The organism is Kribbella sp. VKM Ac-2568 (assembly GCF_004345365.1).
In the GTDB taxonomy this organism is placed as follows: Bacteria; Actinomycetota; Actinomycetes; order Propionibacteriales; family Kribbellaceae; genus Kribbella; species Kribbella orskensis.
In genome coordinates, this window is sequence record NZ_SLVF01000005.1 from 643,665 (window position 1) to 661,786 (window position 18,122).

General features: G+C 69.4%; 17 protein-coding genes. 8 read left to right on the forward strand and 9 right to left on the reverse strand.

What is annotated here, in order from left to right; all coding sequences use genetic code 11:
• Nucleotides 1–52 precede the first annotated feature (52 nt).
• Nucleotides 53–868: a sigma-70 family RNA polymerase sigma factor gene (locus EV648_RS17590; RefSeq protein ID WP_132292100.1), complete on the forward strand. Its 816-nt coding sequence runs from the start codon at nucleotides 53–55 to the stop codon at nucleotides 866–868.
• On the opposite strand, the gene EV648_RS17595 is transcribed toward EV648_RS17590, so the two are convergent.
• From EV648_RS17595 to EV648_RS17605, 3 genes are all read right to left on the reverse strand, one after another.
• Nucleotides 865–3,243: a phosphoketolase gene (locus EV648_RS17595; protein ID WP_132292103.1), complete on the reverse strand. Its 2,379-nt coding sequence runs from the start codon at nucleotides 3,241–3,243 to the stop codon at nucleotides 865–867. The genes EV648_RS17590 and EV648_RS17595 overlap by 4 nt on opposite strands.
• A 52-nt stretch (nucleotides 3,244–3,295) precedes the next feature.
• The gene (locus EV648_RS17600) at nucleotides 3,296–3,619 is read right to left on the reverse strand and encodes a plasmid stabilization protein (RefSeq protein WP_132292107.1); all 324 of its coding nucleotides are present in this window, start codon (nucleotides 3,617–3,619) and stop codon (nucleotides 3,296–3,298) included.
• A gap of 71 nt (nucleotides 3,620–3,690) precedes the next feature.
• A complete protein-coding gene (locus tag EV648_RS17605) occupies nucleotides 3,691–4,707 on the reverse strand; it encodes a DNA topoisomerase IB (RefSeq protein ID WP_132292110.1) in 1,017 nt (338 codons plus the stop codon).
• Nucleotides 4,708–4,848: 141 nt separating this feature from the next.
• Between EV648_RS17605 and EV648_RS17610 the strand changes: the two genes are divergently transcribed.
• The 4 genes from EV648_RS17610 to EV648_RS17625 all read left to right on the forward strand — a co-directional run bounded on the left by EV648_RS17610 (nucleotide 4,849) and on the right by EV648_RS17625 (nucleotide 7,855).
• A complete protein-coding gene (locus EV648_RS17610) occupies nucleotides 4,849–5,022 on the forward strand; it encodes a CsbD family protein (protein WP_132292113.1) in 174 nt (57 codons plus the stop codon).
• 125 nt (nucleotides 5,023–5,147) lie between these two features.
• Nucleotides 5,148–5,939: an alpha/beta fold hydrolase gene (locus EV648_RS17615; protein ID WP_241995290.1), complete on the forward strand. Its 792-nt coding sequence runs from the start codon at nucleotides 5,148–5,150 to the stop codon at nucleotides 5,937–5,939.
• A 10-nt stretch (nucleotides 5,940–5,949) separates the two neighbouring features.
• The gene (locus EV648_RS17620; protein WP_132292116.1) at nucleotides 5,950–6,840 is read left to right on the forward strand and encodes a hypothetical protein; all 891 of its coding nucleotides are present in this window, start codon (nucleotides 5,950–5,952) and stop codon (nucleotides 6,838–6,840) included.
• A gap of 100 nt (nucleotides 6,841–6,940) precedes the next feature.
• Nucleotides 6,941–7,855, forward strand: coding sequence for a Ku protein (locus EV648_RS17625; RefSeq protein WP_132292119.1), 915 nt, complete (start codon nucleotides 6,941–6,943; stop codon nucleotides 7,853–7,855).
• Here EV648_RS17625 and EV648_RS17630 read toward each other — a convergent pair.
• Together EV648_RS17630 and EV648_RS17635 are read right to left on the reverse strand one after the other, a co-directional pair.
• Nucleotides 7,852–8,727: a LysR family transcriptional regulator gene (locus tag EV648_RS17630; protein WP_132292122.1), complete on the reverse strand. Its 876-nt coding sequence runs from the start codon at nucleotides 8,725–8,727 to the stop codon at nucleotides 7,852–7,854. The genes EV648_RS17625 and EV648_RS17630 overlap by 4 nt on opposite strands.
• Nucleotides 8,728–8,841: 114 nt before the next feature.
• Entirely contained in the window at nucleotides 8,842–9,531 is a 690-nt protein-coding gene (locus EV648_RS17635) for a hypothetical protein (protein ID WP_241995291.1), read from the reverse strand.
• Between the two features lie 186 nt (nucleotides 9,532–9,717).
• Here EV648_RS17635 and EV648_RS17640 point away from each other — a divergent pair, with 186 nt between their 5' ends.
• On the forward strand, nucleotides 9,718–10,206 hold the full coding sequence (locus EV648_RS17640; protein ID WP_132292125.1) for a GNAT family N-acetyltransferase: 489 nt from the start codon (nucleotides 9,718–9,720) through the stop codon (nucleotides 10,204–10,206).
• On the opposite strand, the gene EV648_RS17645 is transcribed toward EV648_RS17640, so the two are convergent.
• Nucleotides 10,140–11,567: an MFS transporter gene (locus tag EV648_RS17645; RefSeq protein ID WP_241995292.1), complete on the reverse strand. Its 1,428-nt coding sequence runs from the start codon at nucleotides 11,565–11,567 to the stop codon at nucleotides 10,140–10,142. The two genes, EV648_RS17640 and EV648_RS17645, sit on opposite strands and share 67 nt — an antisense overlap.
• 46 nt (nucleotides 11,568–11,613) lie before the next feature.
• On the opposite strand from EV648_RS17645, the gene EV648_RS17650 reads away from it, so the two are divergent.
• Nucleotides 11,614–12,090: a MarR family winged helix-turn-helix transcriptional regulator gene (locus EV648_RS17650; RefSeq protein ID WP_132292128.1), complete on the forward strand. Its 477-nt coding sequence runs from the start codon at nucleotides 11,614–11,616 to the stop codon at nucleotides 12,088–12,090.
• 3 nt (nucleotides 12,091–12,093) lie between these two features.
• Nucleotides 12,094–14,208, forward strand: coding sequence for a thiamine pyrophosphate-dependent enzyme (locus EV648_RS17655; RefSeq protein WP_132292131.1), 2,115 nt, complete (start codon nucleotides 12,094–12,096; stop codon nucleotides 14,206–14,208).
• Between the two features lie 394 nt (nucleotides 14,209–14,602).
• Here EV648_RS17655 and EV648_RS44125 read toward each other — a convergent pair whose 3' ends face one another.
• From EV648_RS44125 to EV648_RS17670, 3 genes are all read right to left on the reverse strand, one after another.
• Nucleotides 14,603–16,339: an HNH endonuclease signature motif containing protein gene (locus tag EV648_RS44125; RefSeq protein ID WP_158294010.1), complete on the reverse strand. Its 1,737-nt coding sequence runs from the start codon at nucleotides 16,337–16,339 to the stop codon at nucleotides 14,603–14,605.
• Nucleotides 16,340–16,611: 272 nt separating this feature from the next.
• Nucleotides 16,612–17,094 (reverse strand): DUF1992 domain-containing protein, encoded by a 483-nt coding sequence (locus tag EV648_RS17665; protein WP_132292134.1) that lies wholly within the window; start codon nucleotides 17,092–17,094, stop codon nucleotides 16,612–16,614.
• A gap of 107 nt (nucleotides 17,095–17,201) precedes the next feature.
• On the reverse strand, nucleotides 17,202–17,753 hold the full coding sequence (locus EV648_RS17670) for a hypothetical protein (RefSeq protein ID WP_132292440.1): 552 nt from the start codon (nucleotides 17,751–17,753) through the stop codon (nucleotides 17,202–17,204).
• Nucleotides 17,754–18,122: the final 369 nt, after the last annotated feature.

The window sequence follows — 18,122 nt, forward strand, 5'->3', positions numbered from 1 at the left end:
GGTTCAGCAATGACGCCACCCACCGCAGGACGACACGACGAGGTCTCTCACCGTGACGATCGCACCTGTCAGCGCCCCCGACTCGAAGCAGCGCATCGCCGATACCACCCAGGAACTACTGCTCGAAGCCCACAGAGTCCCCGACCCGCGGCACCAGCAACTGCTCGACGAAGTGGTGATCCTGAACGCGCCGGTCGCGCGTTCGATCGCCTCCCGCTACCGCCGCAAGGGGGTGGACGAGGACGACCTGGAGCAGGTCGCCTACCTCGGCCTGGTGAAGGCCGCCAACGGCTACAAGCTGGATGCCGACACCGCCTTCCTCGCGTACGCCGTACCGACCATCCGCGGCGAGCTGAAGCGGTACTTCCGTGACTGTGCGTGGACCGTCCGGCCGCCGCGCCGAGTGCAGGAGATGCAGGGCAGCATCGCCGCGGCCGAGCCCGAGCTGACCCAGAAGCTGGGTCATCTGCCGTCGGACGCGGAGACCGCCGCGGCGCTCGGCACCGAGACCGGCGAGATCACCGAGGCGTCTGCTGTGCGCGGGTGTTTCAGCACCCTCTCACTGGATGCACCCGGGCCGGCCGAGGGCGGCGCAAGCCTGATGGACACGGTCGCCGATGCAGAGGACGGCTACGAACTGGTCGAGAACGTGCACACACTGACTCCTGTCGTCGCGGAACTCGGCGATCGCGACCGCCGGATCCTGGAACTGCGGTTCTGCGCCGGCTTCACCCAGGAAGAGATCGGCAACGAGCTCGGCGTCAGCCAGATGCAGGTGTCCCGCCTGCTGCGCGGCATCCTCGACCGTCTCCGCACCGAACTCAGCCACCAGCCGGGCATCACCCGAGGACGGCGCGGGCCGGCCTAGCCGTGCTGACCCCAGCGCCAGTCGCGCACCTCCGGTAGGTCCTCGCCGTGGGTGGTGACGTAGGTGTGGTGGCGGGTGCGCTGGTCCACGAAGTACTGGCGGGCCGAGATCGCGCGGCTGCGCAGGGACGGCACGCGGTCGATCACGTCCATCGCCAGGTGGTAGCGATCCAGGTTGTTCCGCACGACCATGTCGAACGGGGTGGTCGTGGTGCCTTCTTCGATGTACCCGCGGACGTGCAGGTCGTCATGGTTGTTCCGCCGGTAGGTCAGCCGGTGGATCAGCCACGGGTAGCCGTGGTACGCGAAAATCGTCGGGACGCCCGGTGGGAAGATCGCGTCGTAGTCCGGATCGTTCAGACCGTGCGGGTGTTCGGTGGCGCCCTGCAACCGCATCAGGTCGACCACGTTGACGACGCGGATCTTCAACTGGGGAAGGTGTTCCCGCAACAGGTCGACGGCCGCCATGGTCTCCAGCGTCGGCACGTCACCGGCGCAGGCAAGCACCACATCCGGATCGCCGTCGTCGTTGCTGGCGAAGTCCCAGACTCCGATCCCGCGGGCACAGTGCAGCGCGGCGGCATCCCAGTCGAGCCAGTTGGGCTGCGGTTGCTTGCCTGCGACAACCACGTTGATGTAGTTCCGGGTCCGCAGGCAGTGGTCCATCGTGGACAGCAGCGTGTTGGTGTCCGGCGGCAGGTAGACCCGGACCACCTCGGCCTTCTTGTTCACCACGTGATCGATGAAGCCGGGATCCTGGTGTGAGAAGCCGTTGTGGTCCTGGCGCCAGACGTGCGAGGTGAGCAGGTAGTTCAGCGACGGGACGGGCGGGCGCCACTCCAGCCGGTTCACCGTCTTCAGCCACTTGGCGTGCTGGTTCACCATCGAGTCGACGATGTGCACGAACGCCTCGTACGACGAGAACAACCCGTGCCGCCCGGTCAGCAGGTACCCCTCGAGCCAGCCCTGGCAGGTGTGCTCGCTGAGGATCTCCATCACCCGGCCGTCGGCCGCGAGATGCTCGTCGGTGTCCAGCACCGCGCCGTTCCAGGCCTTGGCGGTGGTCTCGTAGACCGCGGACAAGCGGTTCGACTCGGTCTCGTCCGGGCCGACCAGGCGGAAGTTCCGGTGCTGCTCGTTCGCCCGGAACACGTCGCGCAGGAACGTGCCGAACACCTTGGTCGGCTCCCCGTCCTCGGCCCCGGGCACCTTCACCGGTACTGCGTAGCCGGCGACGGGTGGCAGCTCCAGATCCCGGGTGAGCACGCCGCCGTTCGCGTGCGGGCTCGTCCCCATCCGCAGCGACGGGCTCGGTGCGAGGTCGAGTACTTCCGCGACAGGGCGGCCGGTCTCGTCGAAGAGCTCCTCCGGCCGGTAGCTCTTCAGCCAGTCCTCCAACTGGTGGAGATGCTGGTCGTTCGTGCGGACGCCGGACAACGGCACCTGGTGGGACCGCCAAGTGTCCTCCACCGGCAGGTCGTCGACGGTGCGCGGACCGGTCCACCCCTTCGGCGTCCGCAGTACGAGCATCGGCCAGGCTTGGCGCGGTACGGCGGTCGTGGCGGTGCGGGCCTCGAGCTGGATCTCGTCGATCCGCTGGAAGCACTTGTCCAACGCGGCCGCCATCGACTGGTGCACCGCGGCCGGGTCCGAGCCCTGGACCAGGAAGGGCTCGTGACCGTAGCCGCGGAGCAGCGCGGCCAGCTCCTCGTCGCCGATCCGGGCGAGCACCGTGGGATTGGCGATCTTGTAGCCGTTCAGGTGCAGGATCGGCAGCACCGCGCCGTCGCGGCGCGGGTCGAGGAACTTGTTCGAGTGCCAGGAAGTTGCCAACGGCCCGGTTTCGGCCTCGCCGTCGCCGACCACGCAGGCGACCACCAGGTCCGGGTTGTCGAACGCGGCGCCGTACGCGTGGCTGAGCGAGTAGCCCAGTTCGCCGCCCTCGTTGATCGAGCCGGGCACCTCGGGCGCGACGTGGCTGGGGATCCCGCCGGGGAAGGAGAACTGCTTGAACAGCCTGGCCATCCCGGGCTCGTCCAGCGTGGTGTTCGGGTAGGTCGCGGTCCAGCTGCCCTCGAGCCAGCTGTTCGCGACGATCGCGGGACCGCCGTGACCTGGCCCGATCACGTACATCAGCTCACGTTCGCCGTGCCGGATCACCCGGTTCAGGTGGGTGTAGATCAGGTTCAGCCCGGGCGTCGTACCCCAGTGGCCGAGCAGCCGGGGTTTGATGTGCTCGGGCCGCAACGGCTCCTTCAGCAACGGGTTCGCGAGCAGGTAGATCTGCCCGACCGACAGGTAGTTGGCGGCTCGCCAGTACGCGTCGAGGCCCTGCAGCTCCTCGTCGCTCAGTGGGGTGGCGTCGACTTGCTGCACGGTGGCGCTCCTCGTCAGGGGGTGAGCAGTACCTTCACGACACGGTACTGCGTCAGCGGCCGACGGCCTTCTCCAGTTCGGCCTTGGTCATCTTGGAGCGGCCCTTGATGTTCTTCTGCTTGGCCTCGTTGTAGAGCTGGTCCTTGGTCCGGCCCTGCGGGCCGCTGTGCGAGCGGAGCCCGCCGCGACGGCTGGAGGAGATGTCGTGGGTGGAGCTGCGGCTCTTCTGCTTCGCCTCACCTGAGCGGGCGCGCTCCTTGTTCACGGTGCGGGCCGCGATCTCCTCCGCGGTGTCCTCGCTGCGGCCGCTCTTCTTCAGGCCGGCCTTGATGTGCTCGTACTGCCGCTCACGCTTCTTGCTCGATCCTGCGGGCATCCTCGGACTCCTTCCCTGCGTGCGCGACCTGTACCCCGTGTCGGCGGCGGGCAATCAACTCGGCGACTCGGCTATTCGTCACCGCGGGCGACCAGGCGGGCCACTGACGGGTCGATCGCTTCGCGGACCTCTTGGCGCTCGAGGTCGTCCGAGCCGGTTTTGCTGATCGCCCGGGCGACCGTTCGGCCCTTCTCGTACTGCGTGATCACCCGCGGGTCGACGTACGAGGCGCGGGCCACGGTCGGGGTGTTGCCGAGGTGTTCGGCGACCTCGGTGAGCATCTCCTTGACGGCTGTCTGGGCGGCCTTCTTCGTCTCCGGCGGGTCGGCCTCGGCCAGTTCCACCGCGGCGTGCACGGTCGCGGTCCAGGTCCGCAGGTCCTTCACGGTGTACTCGTCGCCGACGATCTCCTGGAACCTCGCGTTGATCAGGTCGGCGTCGATCTCAGACCAACCCTCCTTGTCGCGGTAGACCAGGAGTCGTGGGTTGTCGTGCCGGCTGCGCTTGAGTGCGGAGACGGCGGCCGCGAGTTTGTCGTCCTCGAGTTCGAGCGTTCGCTGGATACCGCCCTTGGCGATGAAGTCGAACACCAGCAGGCCCTTGCGGACCCGGACGTCCTTCCGCAGCAGCGTGGCGGCTCCCCGGCTGCCGTACTCGTCGGCGTACCGGGTGTTGCCGGTCCGGAACACCCCGTGGTCGAGCATCCGGAGGGCTACTGCGAGAACCCGCTCACGGCTGAGGCCTTTCGAGCAGAGGTCCCGGTCCACCGCCTCGCGGAACTCCGGCAGCCGGCGGGAGAGGCGGCGTACCCGGTCGTGCTTGTCCGCGTCCTGGGTGACCCGCCACTCGTCGTGGTACAGGTACTGGCGGCGGCCGGCCTCGTCGGTGCCGACGGCCTGGATGTGGCCGTTCGGGTACGGGCTGATCCAGACGTCCTGCCAGGCCGGCGGAATCACCAGCGCCCGGATCCGCTCCACCACCTCGGCGTCGGTGATGACGTTGCCGTCAGCATCGAGATAGCTGAAGCCCTTGCCCCGCCCGCGCCTGGTCAGACCGGGTTTGTCGGGGTCGCTCCGTCGTAACCGCATGCTTCCCGGTACCCCCACGGAAAACCGCCCTCACCGGCTCGCGGACGGACGCTGGAAAGCTGCCCGGCCGGACGTGCATGGGGTTGGTTGGCGCTGGGCACCGGAGCGGGGGTCAGATCCGGCAGCACGGAGGAGGAACCGATGGGTATCGGGGACAAGATGAAGAACGCCGCCGAGAGCACCAAGGGCAAGATGAAGGAGAAGACCGGCGACGCGACCGACAACGAGGACCTGCAGGCCGAGGGCCAGGCCGAGAAGTCGGTGGCCGACCTGAAACAGGCCGGCGAGAAGGCCAAGGACGCCTTCAAGGACTGAGGGACCTTAGGGAGCCTCCAGAGGGCTGAGGACCGGACACACCGTGTTCGAAGGATTCCAGCTGGAACGGATCCTGGTGGGCGACATCGCTCTCAGGGTCCGTTACGGCGGTTCCGGGCCCGGCGGTGGTACTGCTGCACGGACACCCGCGGACGCACACCACCTGGTACCAGGTCGCCCCGGCACTCGCCGACGCCGGATACACCGTGGTCTGCCCGGATCTGCGCGGGTACGGCCAGTCGAGCAAACCCGCCAGCGACGACGACCACACGCCGTACTCGAAGCGGGCGATGGCGGCGGATGTCGCCGGCCTCATGGTTGCCCTGGGCCACGACCAGTTCGCGGTGGTCGGGCATGACCGGGGCTCGCAGGTCGCCTACCGCACCGCAATGGATCACCAGGACGTCGTGACGAAGCTCGTCGTACTGGACGGCGTACCGGTGGTCGAGGCGCTGGAGCGGTGCGACGCCGACTTCGCCCTGATGTGGTGGCACTGGTGGTTCTTCGCCCAGACCGCGAAGCCGGCGGAACGGGTGATCTGCGCGGATCCCGAGACCTGGTACAACGCCTGGACGGTGAACTCACCCGATGTACTGGGGCCGGAGAACCATGCCGACTTCCTCGCCGCGATCCGTGATCCGGCGACCGTGCACGCCATGGTCGAGGACTACCGGGCCGGTCCGGGGATCGACCGGCGCAACGACGAGGCCGATCGCGAGGCCGGACGGCAGATCACCTGCCCGACGATGATGTGCTGGTCGACCCGGGACGACATGGAGCAGATCTACGGCGGCCCACTGGCCGTATGGCGCCCGTGGTGCAAGGAGCCCGTGGTGGGGCGCGGCATCGACTCGACCCACCACATCGCCGAAAATGCCCCGGCCGAACTCGTTCAGAGCCTCCGGGAGTTCCTGTAGCGTCGGGCGGGTGGACTTCGAGGAGGCAGCGAGCGCGCTCTACGCGGCGTCGGCGGCCGACTTCATTGCTACTCGCAACGAGCTCGCCAAGCAGTTGAAGGCGGATGGTGACCAGCTCGGGTCGACCCGGCTGAAGGCGCTGCGCAAACCCACCGTGGCCGGCTGGCTGGCCAACCTGGTTGCCCGGGAGCTGCCGGACGACATCGACGACCTGCTGGCGCTCGGCGACGAGTTCCGCGAGGCCACGGCGGATCTTGACGGTGAGCGGCTCCGCGAGCTGACGCCGAAGCGGCACAAGCTGATCGACAAGCTCTCGAAGTCGGCCATCGGTCTGGCTGAGCGAGAGGGCCAGAAGGTCAGCGCTGACGTCGCCCAGAAGCTTCGCGAGACCCTGGACGCGGCCCTGGTGGATCCGTCCGCCGGCGAGGCCGTTCGTGAGGGGCAGCTGAGCAGCGCCCTGCGGCATGTCGGTTTCGGGGTCGTGGACGAGAGCGGCGAGCCGTCCAACATCACCCCGATCACCGACGAGCGCCGGCAGCGGGCCCAGGCCCGCCGCGCCAAGGCCGGTGAGTCCGAGAAGGCAGCAGCCGACCAGGCGGCCGAGAAGGAGTCGGCGGCGGAGAAGGCCAAGCGCGAGAAGGCCGAACGCGAACAGGAAGAGCGCGAAGCCGCCGAGAAGGCGGAGGCGAAGCAGGAACTGGACGACGCCATCGCCGCCGCCGCGGCAGCCGACGCGACGGTGGAAGATCTCGACAGCCAGCTCTCCGACGCCCGCGACGCCCTCGCCGAGGCGCAGGAAGCGGTGCACCGGATCGGCGAGGAGCTCGACGAGGCCCGCAAGGCGGCCCGGGCCGCGCAGAAGGAGTCCCGAGAGGCGCGCAAGCGGTACAACAGGCTCTGAACGGGTGATTCCCGCGGCCTGAGGGTTGGCGGGCTGGGTACTGGCGGTCTGGATACTGGTGGTCTGGGCAGTGGCAGTGATCGGAGAGAGGACGGCGGTCATGGCGCGGGCGATCTGGAGCGGGTACATCAACTTCGGGCTGGTCTCGGTGCCGGTCGGGCTGTTCAGCGCGACCAAGGAGCACGAGGTCGACTTCCACCAGTTCCAGCGCGGCACCTCGGACCGGATCCGCAACAAGCGGGTGAACGAGCGGACCGGCCGCGAGGTCGACTACGACAAGATCGTCAAGGGCCACGACGTCGGCGGCGGCGAGTACGTCATCGTCGAGCAGGAGGAACTGGCCGACATCGCGCCCGGCCGGTCCCGCTCGCTGGAGATCTCCACCTTCGTCGACCTGGAGGAGATCGACCCGATCCACTTCCAGAAGACCTACTACCTCGGCCCCTCGGACGAGGAGAACGCCTCGTCGTACGGGTTGCTCCGCGACGCCCTGGCCAAGACGAACCGGGCCGGGATCGCGACGTTCGTGATGCGCGGCAAAGAGTACCTCGCCTCGATCCGGGCCGACGGCAAGGTGCTGAAGCTGCACACGATGTACTTCGCCGACGAGATCCGGGATCCCGGGGAAGTGGGCACGCTGCCGGCGAAGGTGAGCCAGGGCAAGCAGTTGTCGATGGCGGTCGACCTGGTCGAGGCGATGAGCGGCGCCTGGAAGCCCACGGAGTACAAGGACAGCTACACCGAGCGGGTGAAGAAGCTGGTCGAGGACAAGCGCAAGGGCAAGGAGATCGTCTTCAACGAGGAGGAGCCCGAGGCGACCTCCACGACCGACCTGGTGTCCGCGCTGCGAGCCAGCGTCGAAGCCGCCCGGTCCCGTCGCCAGGGTGGCGCCAAGAGCAGCCCGGCGAAGAAGACCGCAGCGGTCAAGAAGAGTCCCGCCAAGAAGACCGCAGCGGCGAAGAAGAGCACCGCGAAGAAGACGGCCAAGAAAGCTGCCAAGAAGAAGGCGGCTTAGGCGAACTGCCGCAGCAGCTCGGCCCGTACTGCGCTCGCCGCGCTCCGGTGCCCCGCGTCGGATCGCGTGACGACGTACAGGGTGTTGAGCGGCGGCAGATCCGGCTCGGCGAGCAACCGCAACTCGCCGGCCTCGATCGCCTGGCCGCACAGGTACAGCGGGAGCACGCTCGCCCCGGCGCCGGCCCGTACTGCGGCGAGCACCCCGCGCAGATCCGGTACGACGAGGTCGGCCGCGCGGGTCAGCCGTACTCCGAACACGCTGCGCCAGTACCGCCGGATGATCGGCGCGTCCTCCGCGTAGGCGACCAGCGGGATCTTGCGCAACGACTCGGGCATGGACACCGGTGTACCGGTGAACCAGCGGGGCGCGGCGACCAGGGCGAACGTCTCGTCGCACAGCGGGGTGATGCGCAGCCCGGCCCGGCGTGGCCGTACCGAACTGATCACCACGTCGAGGCTCCGGGCGGCGAGGCTGTCCAGCAGTTCGTCAGGCAGGCCGACGCGGGTCCGGAGCTGGAGGCCGTCGCCGAGCCGCTCGGCCAGAGCCGGCAGCACCTGGTCACACAGGAAGTCGACCGGTCCACCGAGCTGGACCGTCGCCGCGACCGGTTCCTCGAACTTGTCGACCACCAGACCCTGCAGCACGTCGATCGGCTCGGCGATCCGGCGCGCCAGCTCGTCACCGGCGGTGGTCGGCCGGACGCCCCGTGCCTGCCGCTCGAACAGCGGCCGCCCGAGCGCCGCCTCCAGCGCCTTGAGGTGCGCGGTCACCGTCGGCTGGGACAACCCGAGCGTCTCGGCGGCCGCGGTGATCGACCCCGTCCGGTAGATCGCCAGAAAGGTCCGCAGCAGGTCGAGAGAAACACTCAAGTCAGACGTCCTCCATCAGGTCGTTGCTGCATGGTCACCGCGCAGAATCCGGCGTCGGCCCGGGCTGCCGTTGTCGCGCTGACCATGCTCCTCAGGAGCCGCTGACCTCTGGGCTCATTCGTTGGAGTTGGGGAGGAGGTAGCTGCTGGGGTCGCCGGGAGCGCCTGCCTCGATCCAGCGCAGGAAGCCGTCCGGGTTGCGGCGCTCGAACTCGTCCAGGCAGATCCGGCGTACCTCGGCGACCGCCTGCCGGTCCCGCGGCCCGGCGCCCTGCGCGAGCGTCGCCGTGGTCTCACCCCAGACGCTGCAGAGTTCCTCGATGCTCAGGGGGCACTGGAGCGAGGCGATCAGCTTCTCGTCCTCGAAATCGTCGGCCCTGCTCAGCGCCGCGAGGCCGCGGTACTGCGTCTTCTGGCGACGGCGGTCCCTCCTGCGCGGCCGGCGGTCTCCGGGCAGTGCGAGGTCGATCAGCACGAAGACGCCGGCCGCGAACAGGGCGATCACCAGGCCGACCGCTCCCCAGCTGAGCAGCTTGACCATGCCCGGGACGCAGAGCACTCCACCGGCGGAAGCGGCTGCCACCAGCACGGGTGACCGGTACGGCACCTCGTCGGCGATATGCAGAACCACCGCGGCCAGGGGCCAGGCGAGGGTGAACACCACTGCGAGCAGGATCGTGGCCGCGAGCGGGCCGAGCAACAGCACCCCGGCCAGCAACCCGGCCGTACCGACCCCCGCGCCGGCCGCGATCGCCGTGCGCTGCGCTCTAGGGGATAGGTGCATCTCGCCGGACTCACTTGTCATCGTGAACGGGACATAGCGGTGGGCACCCCAGACGGTCCCCACCAAACGGCCGCCTCGCTCCCCACAGCGCCGACAGCCGATACAGGAACAACGAACCGGCGACCGGAACTGTTCCCGCCGATCGGTCCCGATTGCGGAGCCGGGCCGGTGGCTGGCGCGGGCGGGGTGATGTGTGAGGGTTGGGCGATGGCGACGATCGAGGTTCGGAAACGGGTCGAGGGGGACCTCGACGAGTGCGTTCGGCTCCTGCGAGGCGTGCAGGAAACCGCTGGTTATCCGGTGAACTGGCCCGAGGATCCCGCGCACTGGCTGACTCCGCCGGACGCTCTCGGCTGCTGGGTGATCGCCGTTGATGAGCGGCTCGCGGGACATGTCGCGTTGACCGCGAACGGGGCTTCGGACGCGCTGGTCGAGCGATTGTTCGTGGATCCGAAGCAGACCGGCGCGGGGCTCGGCCGGCGGTTGCTCGACCACTGCGCCGCCGTCGCCGGTGAGCACGGCCGGCGGCTCGGGCTGGAGGTTGCGGACAACTGCGGCGCGGCGATCGCCTTGTACCGAAGGGCGGGCTGGCAGGAGGCCGGTCGTACGCCGGTCGACTGGGGTCGTGATCAGGCGTCGGAGCTGATCCGCTTCGACGCTCCCACCGAGTCCGCCACAGCCGCCACCGGTTCCTGATCCACTCCCACCACCTGATCCTGCACCGGCTCCTGGTCCACTTCCTCGTGGTCCAGGGGGTTGGCGAGCTCGTCGGAGGGCATCCGGCCGAACCAGATCACCACGAAGCAGATGATCGCGGGACCGACACCGGCCACGATGAAGACCGCGGTGACCCCGAAGAGACTGCCGGCCGGGCCCGCGAGCGCCATCGACACCGGCATCAGCAGCAGGGACACGAAGAAGTCGAGACTCGCGATCCGCCCGCGCAGGTGGTCCGGCACCCGCCGTTGCAGCAGCGTCCCCCAGATCACCATCGCCGCCGAACCGGTCGCACCGACGACCGCGGCACCGGCCGCCATCACCCAGAGGTCCGTCGCGAACCCGAGCAGCACGAACGGCAGCGATCCGACACCCCACATCACCGTCATCACGGTCAGGTAGCGCCTCGGCAGACTGCGTGACGAGATCAGCAGCGCACCCACCGCACCACCGATGCCGAACGCCGCGAGCACCAGCCCGAAGTCCTTCGGCCCACCGCCCAGTTGATCGCGGACCGCGAACGGCAGCAGTACCTCGAGCGGACCCAGGATCAGCAGCACGAACACCGTGCCGAAGAGCAGTGAGGCGAGCAGCCACCGGGTCTCGCGGACATAGGTCCACCCCTCCCGCAGGTCCGCGAGCATCGCCCGGGCACCCGTCGCCGCCGCCTCATCCGACTCGCCCGGAGCTTCGGCAGGCTCCGGGCGGACCCGCATGGCGACCACGCACGCAGCGGAGAAGAAGTAGGTCAGCGCGGCCACCAGGATCGCGACCCCGGGAGACAGCGCGGCGATCGCCAGACCACCGAGCGCCGGGCCGGTCGCTTGCTGAGCCAACGGCCGCAGAGTCCCCTCCAGACCGTTGGCCGCCAGCAACTCCTCCTGCGGCAGCAGCCGCGGTACGAGCGCGGTGTAGGCCGGGATCAGAAAGGCTTCACCGGCGCCGATCAGTACTGCGCCCGCCGCCAGGTGCCAGATCTCGAGCCACCCGGTGAGCGCGAGCGCGGCGACCACCAGCAGCACGGCACCTCGTACGGTGTCGGCCGCGATGATCACCGACCGCTGCGAGAGCCGGTCGGCCGCGATCCCACCGAACAGGACGCAGACCACCAGGCCGATGCTGTACGCGGTGGTGACGACCGAGAGCTGGACCGGACCACCGCCGAGCTCGATCACCTGCCAGGCGAGCGCGACGAGCCACAGCCCGCTGCCGAGCAGGGCGACCGCCAGCCCGGTCCACAGCAGCCGGTAGTCCCGATGCCTCAGCGGCCGGACTGCCTTCCAGCGGACCTTGCTCACGATGCCCATCCCCTCGATCCAGAACGTCCCGCCACCATACACAGGTGAACAGTTCACATGTCAACAGTTGCGTCGTATACTCACCGGCATGGCGACGAAGCAGATGAGCGTGGACCAACTGGGTGCCTGGCGGGCGCTGTACCGGGCGGACACGTTGCTCTTCACCCACCTCGACAACACCCTGCGCAGCAACGCGGGTATGACGTACTTCGAGCACGAGGTGCTGCAGATCCTCGACCAGGCGGGCGGGCGGCTCCGGATGGCGCCACTCGCGGAGCGGCTGATGATCTCCCGCAGCGGCGGCACCCGGCTGGTCGGCAAGCTCGAGGACAAGGACGGCTGGGTGGTCCGCAAGACCTCGCCGGAGGACCGCCGGGCCACCTGGGCGGAGCTCACCGAGTCCGGCCGGGAGGCGCTCGCGAAGGCTCAACCCGTGGTCGACGCTGTGGTCGCCACCTTCTTCGCGGATCATGTTTCGAGTGAGGACCTACGACGCGCGGCCCGGATCCTGGACAAACTGGCCGACGCCAACCCCAACGACGACGGCTTCGACTGCGGACTCTGACCGGTGACCCAGGTCGACGAACTCTTCGCCGAACGGGTCCGGGCGCTGAAGCCGGCTCCCTGTGACCACCCTGCCGACCTGCTCAGGAGGCTGTACGACGCTCAGCTCGGCAGCAGGCACGCCGACCTGGCGGCGAGGTGGCTCCAGTCCCAGGGGCACGGGTTCTACACGATCGGGTCGTCCGGCCACGAGGGGAACGCCGGGGTCGCGGCCGCCCTCCGCCCGACCGACCCGGCGCTGCTGCACTACCGGTCCGGCGCCTTCTACCTGGCCCGGGCTGAGCAGCACCAGGACAAGGACGGGATCCGGGACATCCTGCTCGGCGTGGCCGCGGCGACCACCGAGCCGATCGCGGGCGGCCGGCACAAGGTGTTCGGGCGGCACGACCTGGCGGTCATCCCGCAGACCTCGACGATCGCCTCGCACCTGCCCCGGGCGATGGGCGTCGCCTTCTCGATCGCCCGGGCGGCCAAGCTCGGCGTACCGTCGCCCTGGCCCGCGGACGCGGTCGTGGTGACCAGCTTCGGCGATGCGTCGGCGAACCACTCGACCGCGACCGGGGCGATCAACGCCGCCCTGCACGCGTCGTACCAGGGCATCCCGATGCCGTTGCTGCTGGTCTGCGAGGACAACGGCATCGGGATCAGCGTGCGCACCCCGGACGGCTGGATCAAGCAGGCCTACGGGCAACGCCCCGGGCTCAGGTACTTCGATGCCGACGGCACCGATCTGGACGCGACGTTGACGATGGCCACCGAAGCGGCCACCTTCGTACGGCGGAACCGGCGGCCGGCGTTCCTCCGGCTGCGAACCGTGCGGCTGATGGGCCACGCCGGGTCCGACGTGGAGGCGGCTTACCGCAGCCCGGCCGAGCTTCTCGCTGACGAGGAACTGGATCCGCTGCTCGGCACGGCCCGGCTGCTGCTGGGAGCCGGGCATCGACCGGAGGACGTGATCGACCTCTACGAGTGCAAGCGGTCCGAGGTGATGGGGATCGCCCGCGAGGTGGCCGGACTCCCCCAGCTCGAGTCGGCCGAAGCCGTTGCCGCGCCGCTGCGGTTCCCCGATCGCGCGATCGTCGGGAAGTCGTTGCCCGGTCACCTCGTCGACACAGAGCACACCGAACCGCTCACCCTGAGCCAGGCGATCAACCGCGCACTGGGGGACGTGCTCGCGTCGTACCCGGAGGCGATCGCGTTCGGCGAGGACATCGGCCGCAAGGGTGGGGTCTACGGGGTCACCCGCGGGCTGCAGAAGGCGTTCGGCGCCGCGCGGGTGTTCGACACGCTGCTGGACGAGCAGTCGATCCTCGGGCTGGCGCTCGGTGCGGGCGTGTCCGGCCTGCTGCCGCTGCCGGAGATCCAGTACCTCGCCTACCTGCATAACGCGGAGGACCAGCTGCGCGGTGAGGCCGCGTCGCTGAAGTTCTTCTCCCAAGGGCAGTACCGCAACCCGATGCTGCTGCGGATCGCGGGCTACGGCTACCAGAAGGGGTTCGGCGGGCACTTCCACAACGACGACGCGATCGGCGTACTGCGGGACATCCCGGGGCTGGTGATCGCTTCACCGTCCCGGCCCGACGATGCCGCCGCGATGCTGCACAGTTGCGCCGCCGCCGCCCGGGCAGAGGGCACCGTCAGCGTGTTCCTCGAGCCGATCGCGTTGTATCACCGGCGCGATCTGCACACCGAGGGCGACGAGCAGTGGCTGGCGTCGTACCCGACCGCGCATGTGCCGATCGGGCGGGGCCGGACGTACGGCGACGGGGACCGGCTGACCATCGTCACGTTCGGCAACGGGTTACCGATGAGCCTGCGGGTGGCGGCGAGGCTGCCGCGGACCAGGGTTCTCGACCTTCGCTGGCTTGCGCCGCTGCCGGTGGAGGATTTGTTGCGCGAGGCAACAGCCACCGGGCGGGTGCTGGTGGTCGATGAGACCCGGCGCTCAGGCGGCGTCTCCGAAGGCGTCCTGGCGGCACTCGTCGACGCCGGCTACCCCGGCCGGATGGCCCGAGTAACCAGCGAGGACTCCTTCGTCCCCCTGGGCGACGCAGCCCGCCAGGTCCTCCTCAGCGAACAAACCATAGAAACGGCAGCTCGAGCCCTCATCGACACCTGAACAACACCCGGAGCACACCTACACAGGCCAGCCACCACCGATCATCGCGGCTGGTGGGAGCAGGGTCTCGAGCCTGGTGGACGTTCCGGAGTACGAGCGGTCTGCCCATGCCCGTTCCGACGTCGTCGCCGACCGGCGCGGAACGCAGTACCTCCGACGCGCTGGTGACGGCGTGGTCCTAGCCGGGGTGGGGGTCCGGCGGGGCCAATGGGTCATTGCTGCTGCGCCGCGACTCCCCGGTGCGGGTCACTCACTCGGCCCGATCGGCGGTGCGGGTCACTCACTCGGGAAGATCCGCAATGCTGGCCGTCGGGCGGGCGCACGACAGCCTCGCCCGGCGTGGCGTGATCTTCGGTTGCCCTGTCCGGACGAGGTGCGCTGCGTCGTGGGACCGTCAGCCCGGTCGGGCGCACGGCGGTCCTGTCCTTGGCTCGGTGGACCCCGTGACGGAAGGGCGCCAGTCCCGGTCGGTGGTGGCCGATGGCGGGTTGTTGGCGTGGTGCAGCGCCCGCTGACCTGGGGACGGGTCGTCGGGTGGAGGGGTGTGGTTGCCGGAGCCTGGTTCGGGCGGGTCGGTGTCACCCCAGGGGTCGAACTGCGCGACCGCGGTGTTCCCGGTGGTGGTGCAAGCCGGGTCGTGGGCGCGGTTCCGGGCAGGGCCGGGCGACCCCGGAGCTCCGCCGTAGCTGCTGGCGGGTGTGCGGTAGCGGGTTCGGGTGGGGCCGGGTTCGGCCCAGGCGGGTCGGGCGACGGTGGCGGTGCCGCCGTGGAGGGTGATGGTCCAGTGGCCGTAGTGGGTGTCGATGTGGTGGCGGCGGCAGAGCAGGACCAGGTTGGTCAGGGCGGTGGGGCCGTTGTCGATCCAGGAGATCAGGTGGTGGGCGTCGCAGAAGATCGGCGGTGCCTTGCACACGACGCAGCCCTTGTCGCGGGCGTTCAGGGCGCGGCGCATGGCGCGGTTGACGAAGCGCTGGGCCATGGCGACGTCGAGGGGTTCGGAGTTCGCGCCGAGCACGATCGGGATGATCTGCGCCTCGCACGCCAACCGGCGGATCGCGCCCGCGGACAGCCCTTCGCCGTGCACCAGGGTCCCGACCGCGTGGGCACCGGCGTCGGTGAGGTCTTTGAGGTCGATGGTGACAGTGATGTGCGCCTTCGGGCCGTACCCGGCCTCCGCCACACCACGGCCTGCAGCGCCACTGCCGGCTGCACTGCCTGCGGCACCACTCGCGGCTGCACCAGTCGGGGCGGCGCTACCGGCGGCAGGAGTCTCGCCGGGACTGGTCGGGAGCTCAGCGGTTCCGGGCGCGCTGCCCGGGTCGGATACTCCGGCGGTGTCAGGTGGGGTGGCGGCGGTGATGGCGTTGGAGGCGACGTTGAGGACGTCGGTAAGGGCGTCGGCACGGCGCTTGTCCGGTGAGCGCGGGTCCAACTCACCGGTGACGGTCTTACGCGGCTTCGCACCGGACAGGATCAGGGCCTGGAACAGTTCGGCGTTCTCGTTGGCCAGGAAGCCACTGAACTTGACACCCCGGTCCGCGGGCCGCAGCCGCAACTCCTCCCGGGCATAGGCCTTGTCCTCTTCGGGTGCCGGGCCGTCGGCGTCCAGCAGGTCCCGGACCCGGCGGGCCGCCTTGCGCAGTTCCGAGGGGTTGAAGTGGCGGCCCAGGGCGACGAGTTGTTGTTCGGCCACGGCCAGGTCCTCCACCGCCACGGTCTTGGGCACGTTCTCCAGTTCGGCCACGATCGCCGCGGCCTGCGCCGGAGACAACACCACTGCATCGGCCTCGGCATCCGCGCCGGCATCTTCGTCGCTGCCGTCGGCGTCCGCGCCATCCAGGTCCGGATTGACCGGGGGGAGGGCGTCGGTGACGGCGGGGTACTTCCGCAGCGCCTTGGCCAGGCCCAGGTCACGCTTGATCACGCCCGGGTCGAGACGGTGCCGAAACGCCAGCAGGCGGGCGGTGTCGCCGGCGCCGAGGGTCGCGGCGTGACCGGTCGCGTCGTAGGCGGCCAGAACCTGCAGACGGTAGGTCTGCAACCGGGAGATCTCAGCCTGCAGGACGTCGAGAGTGGACAGCTGTTCGCTGTCACTCATCGACCACACCGGCCGCTCACCCAGAAACTCCATACCTCAGACCCTAGACACCCCCTCCGACAGTTTCCGGTCCGGAAGGCCCTTATCTGTAAGGGATTCCGAAGATTGACCGAAACTCGACGCGCGCATCGGATCCGGTCAAGTTGTCCACAACCCCACCGAACCTGTGGAGTCGCCGCCGGGTGATCGAAGGCTGCGTCGAACGCACGAGGATGCAGATGCAGCTGGCCGGCGGTGGGATCTCCGGTGCACACCACCCCGACCACTTCTGCGAGCCCGCTCGCGTGGCCGGCCGAAGAGGACGGTCAGGCGCCGAACAGGCGTTGCCACAGGGAGCGCCTGGCGGAAGCAGGCTGCTCCGGCTCTGCCTGTCGCGCATTCGCCTGCGGCCGGTCGAGGAGCCATTGTTCGACGAGGGCCTCCTCGTCGACGGTGCCGACCGGGATGACAGCTCCGGTGGCGTCGCGGATCTGGATCAGGATGCGCTTGTTCAGGTCCTGCAGGTAGTCCCGGACCTCGCTCTCGCGGCGCATCTTGCGCAGCTTGTCCGGGATCTGTGCCTTCTCCTTGCGCAACTGCACCGACACCGGCAGCAGCGCGTCGGTCTCGATCTGCTCCCGGCGGATGAAGTCCTTCACCCACCAGTCCGGGTCGTGCGCCTCACCCAGCTTCGGGATCGGCTTGCCCGCGCCGGCCAGGTTGTCGAACTCGCCCCGGTTCTGGGCTTGCTTGATCTGCGCCTCGACCCAGTCCTCGGTCTTCATCCCGGGCGGTTTGCGCTCCGTCATCTGTACGCCCTCCCAGTCACTGCGACATGGTTGCTGTACACCGCCGATCAGGCGACCGCCGTTCCCGGCGGACCACCATTCTACCGTTTGTGAATGCAATCACAAGATCAGCCGGGAGGAATTCTGCGCTGCGGCCAGAGCTCCGGCATCGGGATCGGCATCCGCCACATCGGCACGCCGGCCCCCACCAGGCCGTTGCGGATCGCGACGTACCGGAGCAGCCGCAGCGGGCCGGCGATCAGGATGAAGGCGAGCGGGAGCTCCACCAGGAACGCGGTGAGCAGGGCCTGGACCAGGTCGGCGCCCCGCTGGCTGGTCAGAACGTCGAACCACGCGTCGCAGACGAGCAGGACACCTGAGGCGAAGGCGGCCGGGAAGAGCAACAGCCGTCGCCGCCAGCCGAACACCGCGGTCGCGACGAGCATCGCCAGCAGGATCACGTCGAACCCGACCCAGGTGGCGACCCAGTTCCGCGCCTCGTAGTGGCTGGGCAGGGTGACCGCCAGGTAGACGGTCCACGGGATCAGCGCGGCCACACAGGCCAGCATCAACGCCAGCCGCCACCTGCGGATCCGCTCCATCGTCCGCGGCGCCGGCAACAGCCCCGCCGGCACTAGGGCCAGCCGCAGGATCAGCTCCCGCCGCTCCGCTGGAGTCATCGCCGCGATCTCTTCATCGGACAGCCGTAAACCGCTCACACTGCATGCTCACACGCCCCACCAACCAACCCCCGCCACCGCCGCGCAGTACTGCGCTCGCCGTGGCGAGTTGCTCCACGGGACAGGCGGGAGGGGATGCCCAGCGGGCGGGTGGAGATGTGCGCGGGGGGATGTGCGCCGGGGGGGTGAGGATGTGCGCCAGGGGGTGGGGATGTGCGCCAGGGGGTGGGGATGTGCGCCGGGGGGACGTGCGCGGGGTGAGGGGGATGTGCGCGGGGCGTGGGGTGGGGATGCGCGTGAGGTGAGGGGTGGGGTGGGGTTCTGCAGGGTGGGGAGCGGCGCGCGGGTGGGTTGGCAGGGGTGGGGTGG

What these genes read in the sequence shown, in the direction of transcription:
- EV648_RS17665 (WP_132292134.1), bottom strand. Translation starts at nt 17,094, where the DNA reads ATGACGGAGCGCAAACCGCCCGGGATGAAGACCGAGGACTGGGTCGAG.
- EV648_RS17640 (WP_132292125.1), top strand. Translation starts at nt 9,718, where the DNA reads ATGGCGACGATCGAGGTTCGGAAACGGGTCGAGGGGGACCTCGACGAG.
- EV648_RS44125 (WP_158294010.1), bottom strand. Translation starts at nt 16,339, where the DNA reads ATGGAGTTTCTGGGTGAGCGGCCGGTGTGGTCGATGAGTGACAGCGAA.
- EV648_RS17605 (WP_132292110.1), bottom strand. Translation starts at nt 4,707, where the DNA reads ATGCGGTTACGACGGAGCGACCCCGACAAACCCGGTCTGACCAGGCGC.
- EV648_RS17650 (WP_132292128.1), top strand. Translation starts at nt 11,614, where the DNA reads ATGGCGACGAAGCAGATGAGCGTGGACCAACTGGGTGCCTGGCGGGCG.
- EV648_RS17625 (WP_132292119.1), top strand. Translation starts at nt 6,941, where the DNA reads ATGGCGCGGGCGATCTGGAGCGGGTACATCAACTTCGGGCTGGTCTCG.
- EV648_RS17600 (WP_132292107.1), bottom strand. Translation starts at nt 3,619, where the DNA reads ATGCCCGCAGGATCGAGCAAGAAGCGTGAGCGGCAGTACGAGCACATC.
- EV648_RS17670 (WP_132292440.1), bottom strand. Translation starts at nt 17,753, where the DNA reads ATGACTCCAGCGGAGCGGCGGGAGCTGATCCTGCGGCTGGCCCTAGTG.
- EV648_RS17635 (WP_241995291.1), bottom strand. Translation starts at nt 9,531, where the DNA reads ATGACAAGTGAGTCCGGCGAGATGCACCTATCCCCTAGAGCGCAGCGC.
- EV648_RS17610 (WP_132292113.1), top strand. Translation starts at nt 4,849, where the DNA reads ATGGGTATCGGGGACAAGATGAAGAACGCCGCCGAGAGCACCAAGGGC.